This is a genomic window from Aquidulcibacter sp. (assembly GCF_049239865.1).
Taxonomy (GTDB): Bacteria; Pseudomonadota; Alphaproteobacteria; order Caulobacterales; family Aquidulcibacteraceae; genus Aquidulcibacter.
This window is the reverse complement of the sequence record NZ_JBMLTR010000075.1, coordinates 1-14,864: the sequence shown is the minus strand read 5'-3', so window position 1 is coordinate 14,864 and position 14,864 is coordinate 1. Positions and strand designations below refer to the sequence as shown.

The 14,864-nt window shown below is 54.7% G+C and carries 16 protein-coding genes; 5 read left to right on the top strand and 11 right to left on the bottom strand.

The genetic code is table 11. From position 1 onward, the window contains the following. Nucleotides 1-53: 53 nt before the first annotated feature. Nucleotides 54-1,352 carry a serine hydroxymethyltransferase gene (gene glyA, locus ACOVRA_RS04955; protein ID WP_421719335.1) on the bottom strand — a complete coding sequence of 433 codons (1,299 nt, stop codon included), beginning with the start codon at nucleotides 1,350-1,352 and terminating at the stop codon, nucleotides 54-56. 345 nt (nucleotides 1,353-1,697) lie between these two features. On the opposite strand from glyA, the gene ACOVRA_RS04950 reads away from it, so the two are divergent. Next, nucleotides 1,698-2,117 carry a MucR family transcriptional regulator gene (locus tag ACOVRA_RS04950; RefSeq protein ID WP_290803532.1) on the top strand — a complete coding sequence of 140 codons (420 nt, stop codon included), beginning with the start codon at nucleotides 1,698-1,700 and terminating at the stop codon, nucleotides 2,115-2,117. Nucleotides 2,118-2,177: 60 nt separating this feature from the next. Here ACOVRA_RS04950 and ACOVRA_RS04945 read toward each other — a convergent pair whose 3' ends face one another. From ACOVRA_RS04945 to ACOVRA_RS04915, 7 genes are all read right to left on the bottom strand, one after another. Then, nucleotides 2,178-2,504, bottom strand: coding sequence for a DUF6898 family protein (locus ACOVRA_RS04945; protein ID WP_290803535.1), 327 nt, complete (start codon nucleotides 2,502-2,504; stop codon nucleotides 2,178-2,180). A gap of 2 nt (nucleotides 2,505-2,506) precedes the next feature. After that, complete coding sequence (gene hemA / locus ACOVRA_RS04940; RefSeq protein ID WP_421719334.1) at nucleotides 2,507-3,727, bottom strand: 5-aminolevulinate synthase; 1,221 nt, start codon at nucleotides 3,725-3,727, stop codon at nucleotides 2,507-2,509. 192 nt (nucleotides 3,728-3,919) lie between these two features. Further along, nucleotides 3,920-4,426, bottom strand: coding sequence for a MarR family winged helix-turn-helix transcriptional regulator (locus ACOVRA_RS04935; RefSeq protein ID WP_421719333.1), 507 nt, complete (start codon nucleotides 4,424-4,426; stop codon nucleotides 3,920-3,922). Between the two features lie 78 nt (nucleotides 4,427-4,504). After that, entirely contained in the window at nucleotides 4,505-5,392 is an 888-nt protein-coding gene (gene mmsB / locus ACOVRA_RS04930) for a 3-hydroxyisobutyrate dehydrogenase (protein ID WP_421719332.1), read from the bottom strand. Beyond that, the gene (locus ACOVRA_RS04925) at nucleotides 5,386-6,477 is read right to left on the bottom strand and encodes an enoyl-CoA hydratase/isomerase family protein (RefSeq protein WP_421719331.1); all 1,092 of its coding nucleotides are present in this window, start codon (nucleotides 6,475-6,477) and stop codon (nucleotides 5,386-5,388) included. The genes mmsB and ACOVRA_RS04925 overlap by 7 nt, the downstream gene beginning before the upstream one ends. Continuing rightward, nucleotides 6,474-7,481 carry a glycerophosphodiester phosphodiesterase gene (locus ACOVRA_RS04920; protein ID WP_421719330.1) on the bottom strand — a complete coding sequence of 336 codons (1,008 nt, stop codon included), beginning with the start codon at nucleotides 7,479-7,481 and terminating at the stop codon, nucleotides 6,474-6,476. Before ACOVRA_RS04920 ends, ACOVRA_RS04925 begins: the two co-directional genes overlap by 4 nt. 127 nt (nucleotides 7,482-7,608) lie before the next feature. Continuing rightward, nucleotides 7,609-8,751, bottom strand: coding sequence for an acyl-CoA dehydrogenase family protein (locus ACOVRA_RS04915; protein WP_421719329.1), 1,143 nt, complete (start codon nucleotides 8,749-8,751; stop codon nucleotides 7,609-7,611). 64 nt (nucleotides 8,752-8,815) lie between these two features. Between ACOVRA_RS04915 and hemB the strand changes: the two genes are divergently transcribed. After that, on the top strand, nucleotides 8,816-9,826 hold the full coding sequence (gene hemB / locus ACOVRA_RS04910) for a porphobilinogen synthase (protein ID WP_421719328.1): 1,011 nt from the start codon (nucleotides 8,816-8,818) through the stop codon (nucleotides 9,824-9,826). A gap of 3 nt (nucleotides 9,827-9,829) precedes the next feature. Here hemB and ACOVRA_RS04905 read toward each other — a convergent pair whose 3' ends face one another. Genes ACOVRA_RS04905 through ACOVRA_RS04895 form a run of 3 tightly spaced genes read right to left on the bottom strand, consistent with a single transcriptional unit; the run spans nucleotide 9,830 to nucleotide 11,789 of the window. Further along, nucleotides 9,830-10,426: a hypothetical protein gene (locus tag ACOVRA_RS04905; RefSeq protein ID WP_421719327.1), complete on the bottom strand. Its 597-nt coding sequence runs from the start codon at nucleotides 10,424-10,426 to the stop codon at nucleotides 9,830-9,832. Further along, the gene (locus tag ACOVRA_RS04900) at nucleotides 10,426-11,304 is read right to left on the bottom strand and encodes an NAD(P)-dependent oxidoreductase (RefSeq protein WP_421719326.1); all 879 of its coding nucleotides are present in this window, start codon (nucleotides 11,302-11,304) and stop codon (nucleotides 10,426-10,428) included. Before ACOVRA_RS04900 ends, ACOVRA_RS04905 begins: the two co-directional genes overlap by 1 nt. Continuing rightward, entirely contained in the window at nucleotides 11,301-11,789 is a 489-nt protein-coding gene (locus ACOVRA_RS04895) for a flavin reductase family protein (protein ID WP_421719325.1), read from the bottom strand. The genes ACOVRA_RS04900 and ACOVRA_RS04895 overlap by 4 nt, the downstream gene beginning before the upstream one ends. A gap of 75 nt (nucleotides 11,790-11,864) precedes the next feature. Between ACOVRA_RS04895 and ACOVRA_RS04890 the strand changes: the two genes are divergently transcribed. From ACOVRA_RS04890 to ACOVRA_RS04880, 3 genes are all read left to right on the top strand, one after another. Further along, a complete protein-coding gene (locus ACOVRA_RS04890; RefSeq protein WP_421719324.1) occupies nucleotides 11,865-12,755 on the top strand; it encodes a flagellar motor protein MotB in 891 nt (296 codons plus the stop codon). Nucleotides 12,756-12,815: 60 nt separating this feature from the next. Next, nucleotides 12,816-13,601 (top strand): arginyltransferase, encoded by a 786-nt coding sequence (locus ACOVRA_RS04885; RefSeq protein ID WP_421719323.1) that lies wholly within the window; start codon nucleotides 12,816-12,818, stop codon nucleotides 13,599-13,601. A gap of 114 nt (nucleotides 13,602-13,715) precedes the next feature. Then, complete coding sequence (locus ACOVRA_RS04880) at nucleotides 13,716-14,510, top strand: hypothetical protein (protein ID WP_421719322.1); 795 nt, start codon at nucleotides 13,716-13,718, stop codon at nucleotides 14,508-14,510. The last annotated feature ends 354 nt before the right edge of the window (nucleotides 14,511-14,864 follow it).

The following is a 14,864-nucleotide window of genomic DNA, read 5'->3' as shown; positions in this document are numbered from 1 at the left end:
GACGATCCTTTCGAAAGCAGTATTGGCGAAGCGTGTACCTCGCCGATATTGCCCTAATAGATTGGGAAACGGGCACACATGGCTTCGACTTCACCACGCACGCGCTTTTCCACTTCTGGATTGCCATCGGGGGTCCCGGCAAGCGAGTCCAAGACTTCCACAATCTTGTTGCCAATCCAAGTAAATTCCTCGGTGCCAAAACCCCGTGTCGTGCCAGCTGGAGAGCCCAAACGAACGCCAGACGTGGTTGCAGGTGGCTTTGGATCAAATGGCACGCCGTTCTTGTTACAGGTAAAGCCAGCCCGCTCCAAAGCGGCTTCGCTGGCCTTGCCGGTCAGATCCTTGGGCCGCAAGTCGACCAGCACCACATGAGTGTCTGTGCCGCCAGAAACCAGATCGAAACCGCCAGCCTTTACCGCCGTTGCCATGGCCTGCGCATTGGCGACAACCTGACGCGCATAGGCTTGGAACTCTGGCGTCAAAGCTTCACCAAAGGCCACGGCCTTAGCCGCGATGACATGCATCAAAGGCCCGCCTTGTAGGCCCGGGAAAACCGCCGAATTGAATTTTTTGCCCAAAGCCTCGTCATTCGACAAAATCATGCCCCCGCGAGGCCCACGCAACGTCTTGTGCGTCGTGGTTGTGACCACATGAGCGTGATCCAGCGGATTTGGGTGCGCCTTACCAGCGACCAGACCTGCAAAGTGGGCCATGTCGACCATGAAATAGGCACCAACTGAATCAGCAATCGCGCGGAAGCGGGCAAAGTCGATCTGACGCGGATAGGCCGAACCACCCGCAATAATCACTTTGGGCTGATGCTCTTTGGCCAATGCCTCCACAGCATCATAGTCAATCAAATGGGTATCAGGACGAACGCCGTAGGAAATCGCATTAAACCACTTGCCAGACTGGTTGGCGGGCGAGCCATGTGTGAGGTGCCCCCCACTTGCCAAGTCAAGACCGAGGAAAGTGTCACCCGGTTTCAAAAGCGCCATAAAGACCGCTTGGTTTGCTTGCGCACCGGAATGTGGTTGAACATTAGCATAGCTGCAGTCAAACAATGCCTTCGCACGGTCCAGAGCCAAATTTTCAGCTACGTCGACGAATTCACAGCCACCATAATAGCGGCGACCGGGATATCCTTCGGCATATTTATTGGTCAGGACCGACCCTTGAGCTTCAAGGACCGCCCGAGACACGATGTTCTCCGACGCGATCAGCTCAATCTGAGTCTGTTGCCGATGAAGTTCCTCCTGAATGGCAGCTGCCAATTCAGAATCTTTCGCCCCAAGCGAGGATAAGAAAAAATCTTTGCTTACAAAAGTTTGGCTATCAGCGAGGGATGTCATGGCAGAATTGTCTCCGTTTGGCTCGTTCTACATGAACCTAGGCGCAGCTTGCAACAGGGCAAGGGCCAATGCGTACCAAAAGGTAACAGTTAGGCCGGTATTATATACCAAGGTTAATACTAATGAAAATTCCAGTTTTCGAGATAATCATAGAAAATCAAGCTTTTTCTTGCGAAATTTATAATTTGAATTCAATCACGTAGAAACGATATTTCGCAGCCGCAAGGCATTTTTGGAAAGTTGAAACATCGAAAAAAGCTATTTATTGAATTGGGCAATCTTAATTCACGACCAAATCAGTTCTATTTAATCATCGACACCCAACGTAGATAGGAATGTTTTAACATGAGAAATCAAAGAGAGCACGCAAGTTCCGATATCTTGGAAATGACAACAGAGATCGTCTCCTCTTATGTAAACGGTAATGAAATTCGGGCGGAAAATCTTAGTGATCTTATCCGCAGCATCCACAAAAGCCTCGTAACACTGTCTAACGATGACTTTGAGAAGCCAACCGAGAAGCCCAAAGCTGCGGTAAGCTTGGGTAAATCTATCACTGACGACTACATTGTCTGCCTAGAGGACGGAAAAAAACTCAAAATGCTGAAGCGTTATTTGCGATCGAAGTATAATTTGTCGCCAGAAGAATATCGTCGCCGGTGGAATCTGCCTGCAGATTATCCAATGGTCGCACCAAATTATGCAAAACGTCGCAGCGAATTTGCCCGCCAAATCGGTCTGGGCCGCGGGGTACGTGGGCGATAAGCCAAAGGGGGTCGAGGATTTGGGTTTATACTTAACACAGCCAAATATTAATTGGATTGATTAAGTATAAAACCCACCTTTTGGTAAGGAGGTGGATGTGTTTTTGGACAGATCTGCCGCTTTGTTAGATGGGTCAGCTTCTCTCGGGTCTCGATCATCCAACACCATGTGACCCTGCGCGATCAGGCACTGCCCCAGTTTACGCAAAGCCAAGCGGTTTTGGTCAAATTGCGCGGCATTTGACGGTGTGGTCACAGCCACTTCTAGACCAGTAAGGGCATCGATTGCGCGGATCTGCGCGTATGGCCCTCGGATTTGCCGTTCGATATAGATTTCCCGCGCTGCCAGTTGCCTCAAGAGCGGGTCTGGCTGCACCTCCGGTGGCATATCTAGGCGACCTGGCTCCGCGCCTTGGCGTGCCACACATCCAAAACAGACTGCACCAAGGCTTCACACAAAGCATCATCATGCAGTGGGCTCGGCGTAAATCGCAGGCGTTCCGCCCCACGCGCCACGGTTGGGAAGTTGATCGGCTGGACATAAACCCCGTGATCCTGCAGCAATCGATCCGAGATCGCCTTGCATTGCACCGCATCACCGACCAGAAGCGGCACGATATGGGTGGTGGAGCTATCCATCACCGGAAGACCGGCTTCGAGGAACAAGCGCTTCAACAGATTGGCTTGTCGCTGGTGGCGGACCCTAAGCTCTGCGCCCTCAGCACTCTTTAAGATGCGCACACTTTCCAACGCGCCAGCCGCTAAAACGGGCGCTAAGGAGGTGGTGAAGATAAAGCCCGGTGCAAAAGAGCGAATGGCATCGACCATGGCATGGCTGCCTGCAATATAGCCGCCCATCAGGCCAAAGGCTTTGCCCAAGGTGCCTTCGATAACATCGATCCGGTCCAAGGCCCCGTCCCGCTCTGCAATACCTGCTCCGCGCGCGCCATACAGGCCAACCGCATGGACTTCATCGAGATAGGTCATGGCATTATAGCGCTCGGCCAAATCACAAATCGCATGGATCGGCGAAACATCGCCATCCATGGAATAGACGCTCTCAAACGCGATCAGCTTTGGCGCGTCAGCCGGCGCCCGCGCCAAGAGGCTTTCAAGGTGCGCAACATCATTATGACGGAATACGCGCTTCTCACAGCCGGAGCGGCGAATGCCCTCAATCATGGAGGCGTGGTTCTTTTCGTCGGAGAAAATGATGCAGCCCGGCAAGATGCGGGACATAGTAGCCAAAGTGGCATCATTGGCGACATAGCCAGATGTAAACAGAAGGGCTGCTTCTTTCTGGTGAAGATCGGCCAGCTCATATTCCAAGTCGACGTGGAAGCTGGTGGTACCAGAAATATTGCGCGTGCCACCAGAACCCGCACCGACATCGTCGATCGCCCCAGTCATGGCGGCGAGGACGCGGGGATGCTGCCCCTGCCCCAGATAATCGTTGGAACACCAGATCACGATGTCCTGCTCGCCCGTCTCGGTCCGGCGGCGCGCGCGCGGAAACTGGCCTTGGACGCGTTTCACATCGGCAAATACCCGATAACGCCCTTCATTGCGGACTTCCGTGACGGCCTTTTTGAAGGCACCTTCATAATCCATAGTAAGCTGGGCCCTGCGGCCCCCTCATGGTGAGCGTTATTCCGATCGGTCGTTGAGGGATAAGTAGACGAAATTGGTCACAAAGCCATAGGCAATATGTCGCAGCCAACAGAAGCCATAGGCGATTTCACACAAAAAAGCCGCTATCGAGCGTTCGATAGCGGCTTTTTGATTGAGGTGTTGTGCGCCTGATTACAGGCGGAAGCGGATTTGGTCGGCCCAGAAGCGCTCTAACCGGGTCAGCGTCTTATTCGATGCGACCAAATCAGGGCTCTCAACACCACCGACAGGGCTTAAGGTAGCGGCGTGGCGTTGGAACATCACGTCCAATTGTTTACGCAGGTCGCCACCTTCTTTGGTCAGGCGCAAGCGGATCTGACGCTTGTCGTGCAAGGACTTGCCGCTCTCGACATAGCCGAGCTCATGCAATTTCTTCAAATTGTAGGAAACATTAGAGCCCAGATAGAAGCCGCGGGACTTCAATTCACCCGCAGACCATTCCGCATCGCCAATGTTGAAAATCAAAAGCGCTTGAACGGGGGTCAGATCATCATGACCCGCACGATCCAAATCGTCCTTCACCACATCCAGCAATTGCCGGTGCAGGCGCTCTACCAAGGACAGCGCACGACGATATTCGCTTAAGCTCGATTCTTCGACCAGTTCGCCGACAGAATTCTGTTGTGTTTGACCCGCCATATTTTTATCTCCCGCCGTATTCTTCGACGTTTCGAGATAACTTAAGGCAAAGTCTCTAATATCTTGTTAAAATGAACTTTACTGGTTCCTAAGCATATCAATGACACCCGAGAAGTCACGATTTGGCGGGTATTTAACACTATATTCACTATAAATTTCTTCTGATTTTAAGGCTAAGGACGCGGTCATGCCAACGGCGTGGGTTGCCTCCAATGCCAGCCTTAAATCCTTCAACATCAGTGCGCCGGCAAATCCGTTGGCAAAATCTCGGTTGGAAGGCGCTGTTGGCACCAATCCTGGCACGGGCGCATAACTTGTCATCGACCAGCTTTGACCTGACGATTGAGACGCGATTTCAAAGAAGGCCTTGGCATCTAAGCCGAGCTTTTCCGCCAGGACAAAAGCCTCACACGTGCCGATCATCGAGATGGCCAGCAGCATATTGTTGCAAATTTTGGCTGCCTGCCCTGCCCCAGATTGCCCCGCATGGATGACCGCCTTACCCATAGCCGCAAGGATAGGCTTTGCCTTTTCAAATTCCTCTGCTGTCCCGCCAACCATGAAGGTCAGCGTACCAGCAGCAGCAGCAGCTACGCCACCCGATACGGGCGCATCACACATCAAAAAGTCGCGCGCACGGGCAAATTCACCAGCGGCTCGCGCATCTTCCACTGAAATGGTCGAGCAATCGATGAAGACCGCATCGGGGTGCGCATGGGCCAAAACGCCTTCACCATTCTGATAGACGTCCAACACATGCGCACCGGTTGGCAACATGGTCACCACAAAGGCTGCACCAGCCACAGCGTCGCCAACAGAAGCAGCAGCCACACATCCAGCGGCAACCGCTGCTTCGATGGAGGCTGGCATAAGGTCATAGGCGCGCACGCGATGACCTGCTTTGGCCAAATTGGCTGCCATACCAGAGCCCATGGCCCCCAGACCGATAAAGGCGATATCTACCATGTGATGGGCTCCCATTCTGGGCCTTCCCCTGCTGCTAGGGGCGCAAAAATCGTATCGAGCAAGGCGTCATCAACCTCTGCCAAAGTCGCAGGCTGCCATTTTGGCGCTTGGTCTTTATCAATAATGACAGCCCGAACCCCTTCGAGGAAGTCATGACGCCGCACGACACGCGCGCCAATGCGATATTCCATCGCCATATGGGTTGCAAAGTCGGTGGCAGCGCGGCCTTGGCGCAATTGGCGGAACGCGACCTTTAAGGTCTGAGGCGATTTTTGGTTCAGCACGCGGGCTTGTTCTTTAGCCCAATCGCTTTCGTCAGCCGATAATGCGTCCATGATCGCCTCGACACTGTCGCCATTAAAGCAATGATTGATGCGCGCGATCGTGTCAGGCGTGAGATGCTGAAGCCGGCCTGCCTCTTCTTCCAAAGCGGCAAGCCCTGATTTTAGCGCAGATAGTGGCGTGTGAGTCGACATTGCGCCCGCCACTTGGGCTTTGGCGGCATCGAGAAGTTCACTCGGCACAAAATGGGTCAAGATACCTGCCGCGACGCAATCAGCGGCCTTCAAGCGCGTGCCCGTCAGTGCCAGCCACATGCCGATCTCGCCCGCCAAGCGCGGTAAGAACCAGCCACCGCCCACGTCCGGGAATAAGCCGACGCCCGTCTCTGGCATGGCAAACAAGGTGCGCTCGGTCCCGATCCGGAAAGGTCCATGCACCGAAATACCAACGCCGCCGCCCATCGTGACCCCGTCAAGGATTGCAACATAGGGCTTTGGATAATGGGCAATCAGATGGTTCAGGCGATATTCATGGTAAAAGAAATCACGCGCATCTTGCCCATCCTTGGCCCCGCTTTCGGCTAACATGCGGATGTCGCCACCCGCACAAAAGCCGCGCGGCCCTGCATGATCAACCATAACGCCTGCGATGGCAGGATCACTCGCCCAAGCCAACAGGGCCTCGGTCATGATCCTGACCATCTCCCCATCCAACGCATGCAGCGCTTCGGGGCGGTTTAAGGTCAAAACGCCCAAATGACCTTGCGTTGAAACCAATACAGGCGGGGCGGCAGCTTCACTCATCGGGTTGCCCGTGCAGCAAAGGCAATGCCCGGGAAGTCAGAAAAGACCCCATCGACACCCGCCGCCATAAAGGCCTGTATTTCAGCGATAAGATCACCATGCTGGGCCAAATAAGTTGGATCCGCACTTTGGCCCTTCCGGTAGTCTTCAGCCAAAAAGTAATTCTCGGCCCGGAAAGTCCAAGGGTGAACAACAAGGCCTGCGGCATGGGCATCCGTCACAAAGCTTGTGGCGCTCAAAGTCCGATTAGCCCCATCCCTTGGCAGGATCAGGATTTTTTCAGGCCCCACGCCATTAGCATAAGCAGCAATCTCTTTCAGACCAGCGACCGTCGCCATGCTGGCATACGTGACGCCCGCCTTATTCAAATCAAATGGACCGCCATCCTTGGCCATCAATTGCACCAAAGGCGCTTTCGTCTTGGTCCGCAAACGCTTCAGATTGGTGACTTCAAAGCTTTGGATGAAGATTGGTGCGTCCGCCGCATCCAAACCATAGCGCCGGATCAGAGTCAGTAAGGGCACATCAAACGATAGGCCTAGGCCTTCAAACCAAGTTGGGTGCTTAGTTTCGGGATAAACGCCGATGGTACGACCTGTCCGCGCGCTTTGCTGTTTAGCTAACTCCAACACTTCTTCAAAGGTCGGCACGTCAAATTGGCCATCATAGGCCATATTGCCCGACCGCAATTGCGGTAGCCGCTCTTTGCAGCGCAGGGTCTTGATCTCGGCCAAGGTGAAATCCTCGGTGAACCAGCCTTCGTGGCGCTCGCCGTCAATCACATGCACCTTCTTGCGATCGGCAAATTCAGGGCGCGCGCTGACATCGGTGGTGCCGCCGATCTCATTCTCGTGCCGACAGATTAGATGCCCGTCTTTGGTCAAAACCAAATCTGGCTCAATAAAGTCCGCACCCTGGTCAATCGCGAGTTGGTAGGCGGCCAAGGTGTGCTCTGGCCGCAAGCCTGAGGCACCACGATGGGCGATGATGATAGGCTTGGTCATGGCACGACCTCCTTTTACTTGCGGGCTAACGGCGGGGTCCACCTGCCCCGAAGCGCAAGCTGAAACCAAGCCTGTACCCAAGGCAGAACCCATACCGATTAACAGGGCGCGACGACCAAACTGAGCGTTAAAAACCACGATCTAATTCCCTTGCGATGATCACGCGCATGACCTCATTGGTGCCTTCAAGGATTTGATGCACCCGCAGATCCCGAACAATGCGTTCCACCTCATAGTCTTTGAGATAGCCGTACCCGCCATGGATCTGCAGCGCCTGATTGGCGACATGAAAGCCCACATCTGTGACAAAACGTTTCGCCATGGCGCATAATTTTGTTGCTTCCGGGCTTTTGGCATCTAATGCGGCGGCGGCATGGCGCAGGAATACACGTGCCGCCTCTAATTCCGTTGCCATATCGGCCAATTTGAATTGCGTGGTTTGGAAGTTCCACAAGGCTTGGCCAAATTGTTTGCGGTCGTGGGCATAGGCAAAGGCACGCTCCAAAGCATCGCTGGCTCCGCCCAAGGAACAGGCGGCAATATTCAGCCGTCCGCCATCCAAGCCTTTCATGGCAAAGGTGAAGCCTTGGCCTTCTTCGCCCAAGCGATTGGCAACGGGGACACGACAATCTTCGAAAATGACTTGGGCGGTGGGTTGGGCTTGCCAGCCCATCTTCTTCTCATTTTTGCCAAACGACAGCCCGGGTGCATCCTTGGGTATCAATAGAGTGGAAATCCCGCGTGGACCTGCCTCTCCCGTCCGCACCATCACGACATAAAGATCAGAAAAGCCCGCGCCAGAGATAAAGGCCTTGGTACCATTGACGATATATTCATCCCCGTCACGCCGTGCAGTGGTCGATAAGGATGCAGCGTCGGAGCCAGCGCCCGGCTCCGTCAAACAATAGCTGGCGATCATCTCCATATTGGTCAGAGCGGGCAGAAAGCGTTGGCGCTGATCTTCTGAGCCGAACGTATCAATCATCCAGCTGGCCATATTATGGATGGATAGGAAGGCCGCGTGGGAAACATCCCCGCGCGACAATTCCTCAAAAATAATCGCTGCGTCCAAGCGCGTCAGGCCTGAGCCGCCAACATCATCGCGCACATAAATGCCCGCAAAACCCAATTCTGCCAGCGCCCCTAAAGTCGCGCGGTCAAGGGTTCCTGCCTCCTCCCACGCCATCGCATGGGGGGCGAGTGAGTCTTTTGCAAATCGGCGGGCGGTTGCGATAATCAGATTTTGGTCTTCGGTCGTGTCGTAGGCCATGTCGGGAATCCTGTGATGCGGGGCAGCGTAGCCGTTTCGCAATTATGGCGCTACACATACTTCCATGACGACACATCTGCCCCCCGCCGCCTTCCCCGCCACCCGTATGCGCCGCAATCGTTTAACCGATTGGCGACGTCGGCTGACCCGTGAAACCCAGTTAAGCGTCAATGACTTAATCTTGGCGATGGTGGTTCACGACGGCACCGAAAGCCGCATTCCGGTGACTTCTATGCCCGGCACCTTCCGCTATAGCCGCACCGAGGCTGTCGCGGTGGCGCAAGAGGCGCAAAGCCTTGGCATCCCGATGATCGCGGTGTTTCCCTTCATCGACCCAGCCCTCAAAAATGGCGAGGGCACAGAGGCCTTTAATCCGAAAGGTCTTGTGCCAGACGTGATTGCCGCCATGAAGAAAGCCGCGCCCAATGTTGGCCTAATGACAGACGTCGCCCTCGACCCTTTCACCGATCATGGCCATGACGGCTTGATTGATGATGCCGGCACCATGCTGAACGATCCAACCATTGAAGCCTTAGTGCGCCAAGCGGTGTTAGAGGCCCAATCTGGAGCCGATGTGGTCGCCCCATCTGACATGACAGACGGTCGCATCGGGGCCATTCGGGCAGGCCTTGATGCTTCAGGTTTCCATGATGTGGCCATCATGTCCTATGCCGCCAAATATGCCTCCGCCTTTTACGGTCCGTACCGCGATGCGATTGGGTCTAAAGGCGCGCTGAAAGGCGACAAAAAGACCTATCAGATGGATCCGGGCAATAGCGATGAGGCCCTTCGCGAAGTCGCGCTCGATATTGCTGAAGGTGCCGACATGGTGATGGTGAAGCCCGGTATGCCCTATTTGGATATTGTTCGCCGCGTCAAAGAAAGCTTTGGCGTGCCGACCTATGCGTTCCAAGTTTCTGGTGAATACGCCATGATGGAAGCTGCCATCGCCAATGGCTGGCTGGACGGTGAACGCGTGCGGCTAGAGGCATTGTCGTGCTTCAAGCGTGCGGGTGCCGACGGCATTATCACTTATTGGGCGATGGAAGCGGCTAAGCGCTTAGGCAAGGCCTAAGAATTAGCGGCGCTTGGCTTTTGGCGCGGCCTTCTTCGGCACTGCGGGGCGTGCCTTCGCAGCGGGTGCCGGTGGCAATTCAGCTGGACCTAGAACCAAGAGTTCCGGCCGACGCTTATCGGAGACATCGGGCAAAACCACCATCGAGATCTGATAAAATGGCTCTTTCGCTCCGCCAGCAAAGGCAATCGATGGGCTTGCTCCAAAATCATCATTGCGACGCGTTAGCTTTTGATTTTTAAGGCATTTTGCCACTTCATCGGAGAAATCGCCCAAGGCTTTCGCCAAGGCGGCTTCATCGGTCTCATCCACCACAGGCGCGGCATAGCACGCCAATGAGATCGACGCATTATAAACGAACCGACAATCAACCAAACCTTCCAGCGGCTTCACGACCGTCACGGGTCGGTTTTCGACGGTCAGCACGCCTTGCGCGTTGCGCACACGCGTCGGGCGGGATTCGGTTGCCACCAGAGACTTAAACGCAAGCGGCCGGTCCAAGGTCGCCTGTTCGATTTTGGCAATGCCATCACACAAATTGGTCGGTTTATAGGGGGTCGGAGTCTCAGCAATCGCTGCCATCATCAAAAGGGAGAACATCAATCAGGCTTTCTCAAAGAAGTGAAACGTTTCGCCAAACTGGAAGTATCAAGGCGGCCACCACCATCGGCTTGGATTTCGGCATAATATCCATCAACCATCTGGGTCAAGGCAAGATCGAGTCCCTTAGCTTGGGCTGCTTCGAGAACAATTCGCAAATCCTTGCGCATCCAGTCAACCGCAAAGCCGAAGTCATAGCGATCTTCCACCATCGTGCCCCAGCGGTTTTCCATTTGCCAGGAGCCTGCCGCTCCTTTGGAAATGGCGGCGAGCACGGCGTCAGTATCGAGGTTTTGCGCTTTGGCAAACGTAACCGCTTCAGCCAGGCCTTGGACGACCCCGGCAATGGCGATCTGATTGACCATCTTGGCCAATTGGCCTGCCCCGGCCTCGCCAATCCGGACAATGTTGCCGCAATAAGCAGACAGAACAGGTTTGGCGCGCTCAAACACCGCCTCGCGTGCGCCGCACATGGCTGTCAGTCGGCCATTGATCGCACCGGCTTGACCACCCGAAACCGGTGCATCCAGCCAATCTAAGCCCGCTCCAGCTGCCGCTAGCGCCAATTCTTTCGATAAAGCCGCAGACGTCGTGGTATGATCGACATAGACAGCACCGGGCTTCATGGCGGCAAAGGCCTCCAGCGCGACGGACCGCGCGTCTGGATCGTCGCCCACACAGGCCATCACAAAGTCAGCGCCTGCCACAGCCTGCGCGATTGATGCGGCGACTTCGCCCGGATTAGATTGCGCCCAAGTTTCTGCTTTGGCTTGGGTACGATTCCAAACCTTCACCGGATGGCCATTTTTGACAAGCCAGCCCGCCATCGGGCCACCCATGACCCCCAGTCCCAAGAAGGCCAGTGTCGGCTGGGTCATGACTTCGCCAAAGCCGACGTTGAACCAAATTGCCCCCGGAAATAGGCGAGGCCTTGGCCATCATGGCGTTGGTAAGCCAAGGTTTGGCCAATCAGGATCAAGTGATCACCCGCCTCAATCCGCTGCACCACTTTGGTGTCAAAAGCAGCAATTGTGCCAGGCAGAACGGGGCTACCAGTTTCCAGTGTAGCATAATCGCCTGCGGCCAGCTTTTGATCGCCCTTACCCGCAAAGCGCATAGCCAAGTCGCCTTGGTTATCGGCCAGAATATTGATCGCATAGGCGTCGCATTTGGAAAACAAGTCGTAGGAATCGGACTTGTTGCCCAAGCACCACAGCACCAGGGGCGGATCAAGGGACACAGACGCAAAGCTATTGACCGTCAAGCCATGGCCGTTTCCGTTTGAATCCAAGGTGGTCACGATCGTGACGCCCGTGGCAAAGCTGCCCAAGGCAGATCGATAGTCTTTTAAGTCAAATGTCATTTGTTCATTCCTGCAAACCTGCTCTTAACCGACATCGTGCATACTTCTCAACACTATCACTGTGAGAAGCACATCATGTCGTCCAATCGGCCAATAATTATCAAAAAAGTCAAAAAGGTAGCCGGTGGGCACCATGGTGGTGCGTGGAAAGTGGCCTATGCTGACTTTGTGACGGCTATGATGGCGTTCTTCCTTCTGATGTGGCTGATCAACACCTCCTCACCCGAGCAAAAGCGCGGGATCGCTGATTATTTCGCGCCTGCCAGTGTGTCAGCCTCAACCTCAGGCTCTGGTGGGATATTGGGCGGAACCGCTCTGGGCGAAGTAGGTGCGATGCAGAAAGGGGCAACCCCCATTTTTGAATCGGCTGCACCTGCCAGCCAACCTTCCAGCCAAGCCGGCGAAAGCAGTGGGCAAGGTGCAGCTGATGCTGCCGATAAAGCAGCTGAGGACGCCATCGCCAAACGCGAAGCGGCAGAATTCCAGCAAGCAGAGATGAGCTTGCGTCAAGCGTTGCAAGATATGCCAGAACTGGCCGAAATGTCGCGCAATATCATTGTGGACCAAACCCCAGAAGGTCTGCGCATCCAGTTGGTCGATCAAGAAGGCCGCCCGATGTTTGAACCGGGCTCGACCGTGCCGAATGACCGCGCGCGCCTGATCCTGCAGGCTGCTGCCCGCATCATCGAGACCTTGCCTAATCGTGTCAGCATTTCGGGTCACACCGATGCCGCGCCCAACCCAGATCCACGCAACTCGAACTGGGACCTGTCGTCGGCCCGGGCAAATTCGGCCCGTCGCGTGCTGACAGCTGCGGGCTTGAGTGAAGACCGCATTGCGCAAGTCTCGGGAAAAGCGGGCTCGGACCCCCTCTTCCCAGACGATCCTTATCAAGCCGCCAACCGCCGGATTGCCATTGTGCTGCAGCGCGCCTCATCACCGCTACCAGCAGATGGTGGTCTGTAGAATTTTCCACAGACTTTCGGGAATTTTGCCCTTTCAGGTGTTGGCCAAAGACTGGGAAGGTTGTTACACTCACCCGACATGAGCACGGACCCGACTTCACCTGCTGGGCGGATTTCCGCTTCCAAGAATATCAGGTTTTACCTGACAGCGGCCCAGCCTTGCCCCTATTTGGACGGGCGGCGGGAGCGTAAGGTTTTTGCTGCCCTCGACGGGCATGACGCGGTTGAGCTCAATGACAGCCTGACTCATGCCGGCTTTCGTCGCTCGCAAAACATCGCCTACCGGCCAGCTTGTGATATGTGCGCGGCCTGCGTCTCTGTTCGGGTTCCCGCAGCTCAATTCGTTTTTTCGAAGCGGTGGCGGCGTGTTTTGGCGCGCAATCAAGACGTCGTCTCAAAGCTCGTTCCGGCCCACGCGACTTATGAACAATATGCCCTGCTCCAGACCTATTTAAAGGATCGCCATTTCGGGGCGGGCATGTCGGACATGTCTGTGTTTGATTATTCGTCGATGGTCGAAGAAACCTCGGTGCGGACTCATATCATTGAGTATCGCTTGGATAACGAAGAAGGCCGCCTGATTGGCTGTGCCTTGGTCGATGCCTTAGCAGACGGACTATCGATGGTTTACGCGTTCTTTGACCCACGCGAATCAAGCCGAAGCTTGGGCAGCTATATGATTCTCGATCATTTACGCCAAGCTCAAGAGGTCACATACCCTTATGTCTATTTGGGCTATTGGGTTCGGGGATCTCGCAAAATGGCCTATAAAACCAACTTCCGACCCATTGAAGCATTGGGATCTTCTGGATGGACCGATCTAAGTCCATTACTTAATAAAGACTAGAAATTTTCGAGTTTGTTGCCTGCAATTAAGGCAAAACCCCTATCGAGTCAGGAAACGTTAAACATTACGCCCCACAAGCAAACTAGCGATGTTTTGTGAGTGGAGTAATCTGTTATGCGCTTATCCTATCTTGTTTCTGCACTTGCTTTATTGAGCAGCCCGGCACTGGCAGATTCGCCGTTCTCTTTTGGTGGTTCGGTTGGGTATGAGTTTCCGGTAAGCGGCAAAATCATCGACCAAACTTCAAGCGCCAGCGTCAATCTGACGACCTTGAACGCCAGTCTCGCGGGCACTGGTATCTTGCGGCTGCGCGGTACGGATTTCAAAGACAGTTCCGACGCCCCACTCAAAGCGACCATCGAAGTGCGCTATGCCTTGACGCAGACCTCTGAAATGTTTGGCGCGATCACTTACAGCCAATCCAATGGCAAAAGCGCCAATATCGGCTGCGTCGAGATCGTCGTGTCAGGTGCCCCAGATTGTTCGACACCACTGACCGCGACCTTTAGCGACTTCAAGCAAATGGGCGTTGAATTGGGTTATCGCCAATGGCTCGAAAGCCCTTTCATGAGCGACCGCTTGTTCCCCTATTACACCCTGCGTGCCGGCGTGACCCAGACCGATGCGCTGTCGGCGACCGTTGCGGCTTCCACCTCGCTGGTCCCCAATGCGCCGATTGGCACCTGGAATCTGTATGACGACAAGGTCACCTATGTGATCGGCGGCGATGTGGGCGCGACCTATCTGATCGCCCCATTTGCCGAAATCGGCGCCGAAGTCGGTGTGCGTTACAATTCCAAACTGTCTGAAGTGGATACAAACCTGACCGCACTGGGCTTGGGTACCGCCAACGACAAGTCAGACCGCATCACGATCCCGGTTTCAGTCCGCCTGAACGCGGCATTCTAAGCGTTTCAATATCTCATTTTGTCTAAAGGGCGTTTGGGCAACCAAGCGCCCTTTTTGCTGGGTCGGTGCTTGGTGCTTGGATGCGAAATGTCCACTCGGAACACCTGCCTGCTTGAGGCGGTCTAGGGCAGAAGCGACAGGTTTAGCCATAGCGTGAATTGCGGCGGCTAAAGCGACCTTTGGGGGCCACAAATAGGCATACTCACAATCGCTCCTTATCGGAGGCCCTGCATCGGGTTATAGAGAACGGTTCCACTTGCTAGGCTTTCATCGGCAAAAGTAGCTGTTGAGAAGAGGCTTCGGCAATCAGCTCGTCGTTCTCGCGCTTCAGCTCTACGCGGCATGTGATCATTT

Coding starts and splice junctions, on each gene's coding strand:
- ACOVRA_RS04915 (WP_421719329.1), bottom strand. CDS start 8,751: ATGGCCTACGACACGACCGAAGACCAAAATCTGATTATCGCAACCGCC.
- mmsB (WP_421719332.1), bottom strand. CDS start 5,392: ATGGTAGATATCGCCTTTATCGGTCTGGGGGCCATGGGCTCTGGTATG.
- ACOVRA_RS04920 (WP_421719330.1), bottom strand. CDS start 7,481: ATGACCAAGCCTATCATCATCGCCCATCGTGGTGCCTCAGGCTTGCGG.
- glyA (WP_421719335.1), bottom strand. CDS start 1,352: ATGACATCCCTCGCTGATAGCCAAACTTTTGTAAGCAAAGATTTTTTC.
- ACOVRA_RS04895 (WP_421719325.1), bottom strand. CDS start 11,789: ATGACATTTGACTTAAAAGACTATCGATCTGCCTTGGGCAGCTTTGCC.
- ACOVRA_RS04880 (WP_421719322.1), top strand. CDS start 13,716: ATGCGCTTATCCTATCTTGTTTCTGCACTTGCTTTATTGAGCAGCCCG.
- ACOVRA_RS04950 (WP_290803532.1), top strand. CDS start 1,698: ATGAGAAATCAAAGAGAGCACGCAAGTTCCGATATCTTGGAAATGACA.
- ACOVRA_RS04935 (WP_421719333.1), bottom strand. CDS start 4,426: ATGGCGGGTCAAACACAACAGAATTCTGTCGGCGAACTGGTCGAAGAA.
- hemA (WP_421719334.1), bottom strand. CDS start 3,727: ATGGATTATGAAGGTGCCTTCAAAAAGGCCGTCACGGAAGTCCGCAAT.
- ACOVRA_RS04905 (WP_421719327.1), bottom strand. CDS start 10,426: ATGTTCTCCCTTTTGATGATGGCAGCGATTGCTGAGACTCCGACCCCC.
- ACOVRA_RS04945 (WP_290803535.1), bottom strand. CDS start 2,504: ATGCCACCGGAGGTGCAGCCAGACCCGCTCTTGAGGCAACTGGCAGCG.
- ACOVRA_RS04925 (WP_421719331.1), bottom strand. CDS start 6,477: ATGAGTGAAGCTGCCGCCCCGCCTGTATTGGTTTCAACGCAAGGTCAT.
- ACOVRA_RS04900 (WP_421719326.1), bottom strand. CDS start 11,304: ATGACCCAGCCGACACTGGCCTTCTTGGGACTGGGGGTCATGGGTGGC.
- hemB (WP_421719328.1), top strand. CDS start 8,816: ATGACGACACATCTGCCCCCCGCCGCCTTCCCCGCCACCCGTATGCGC.
- ACOVRA_RS04890 (WP_421719324.1), top strand. CDS start 11,865: ATGTCGTCCAATCGGCCAATAATTATCAAAAAAGTCAAAAAGGTAGCC.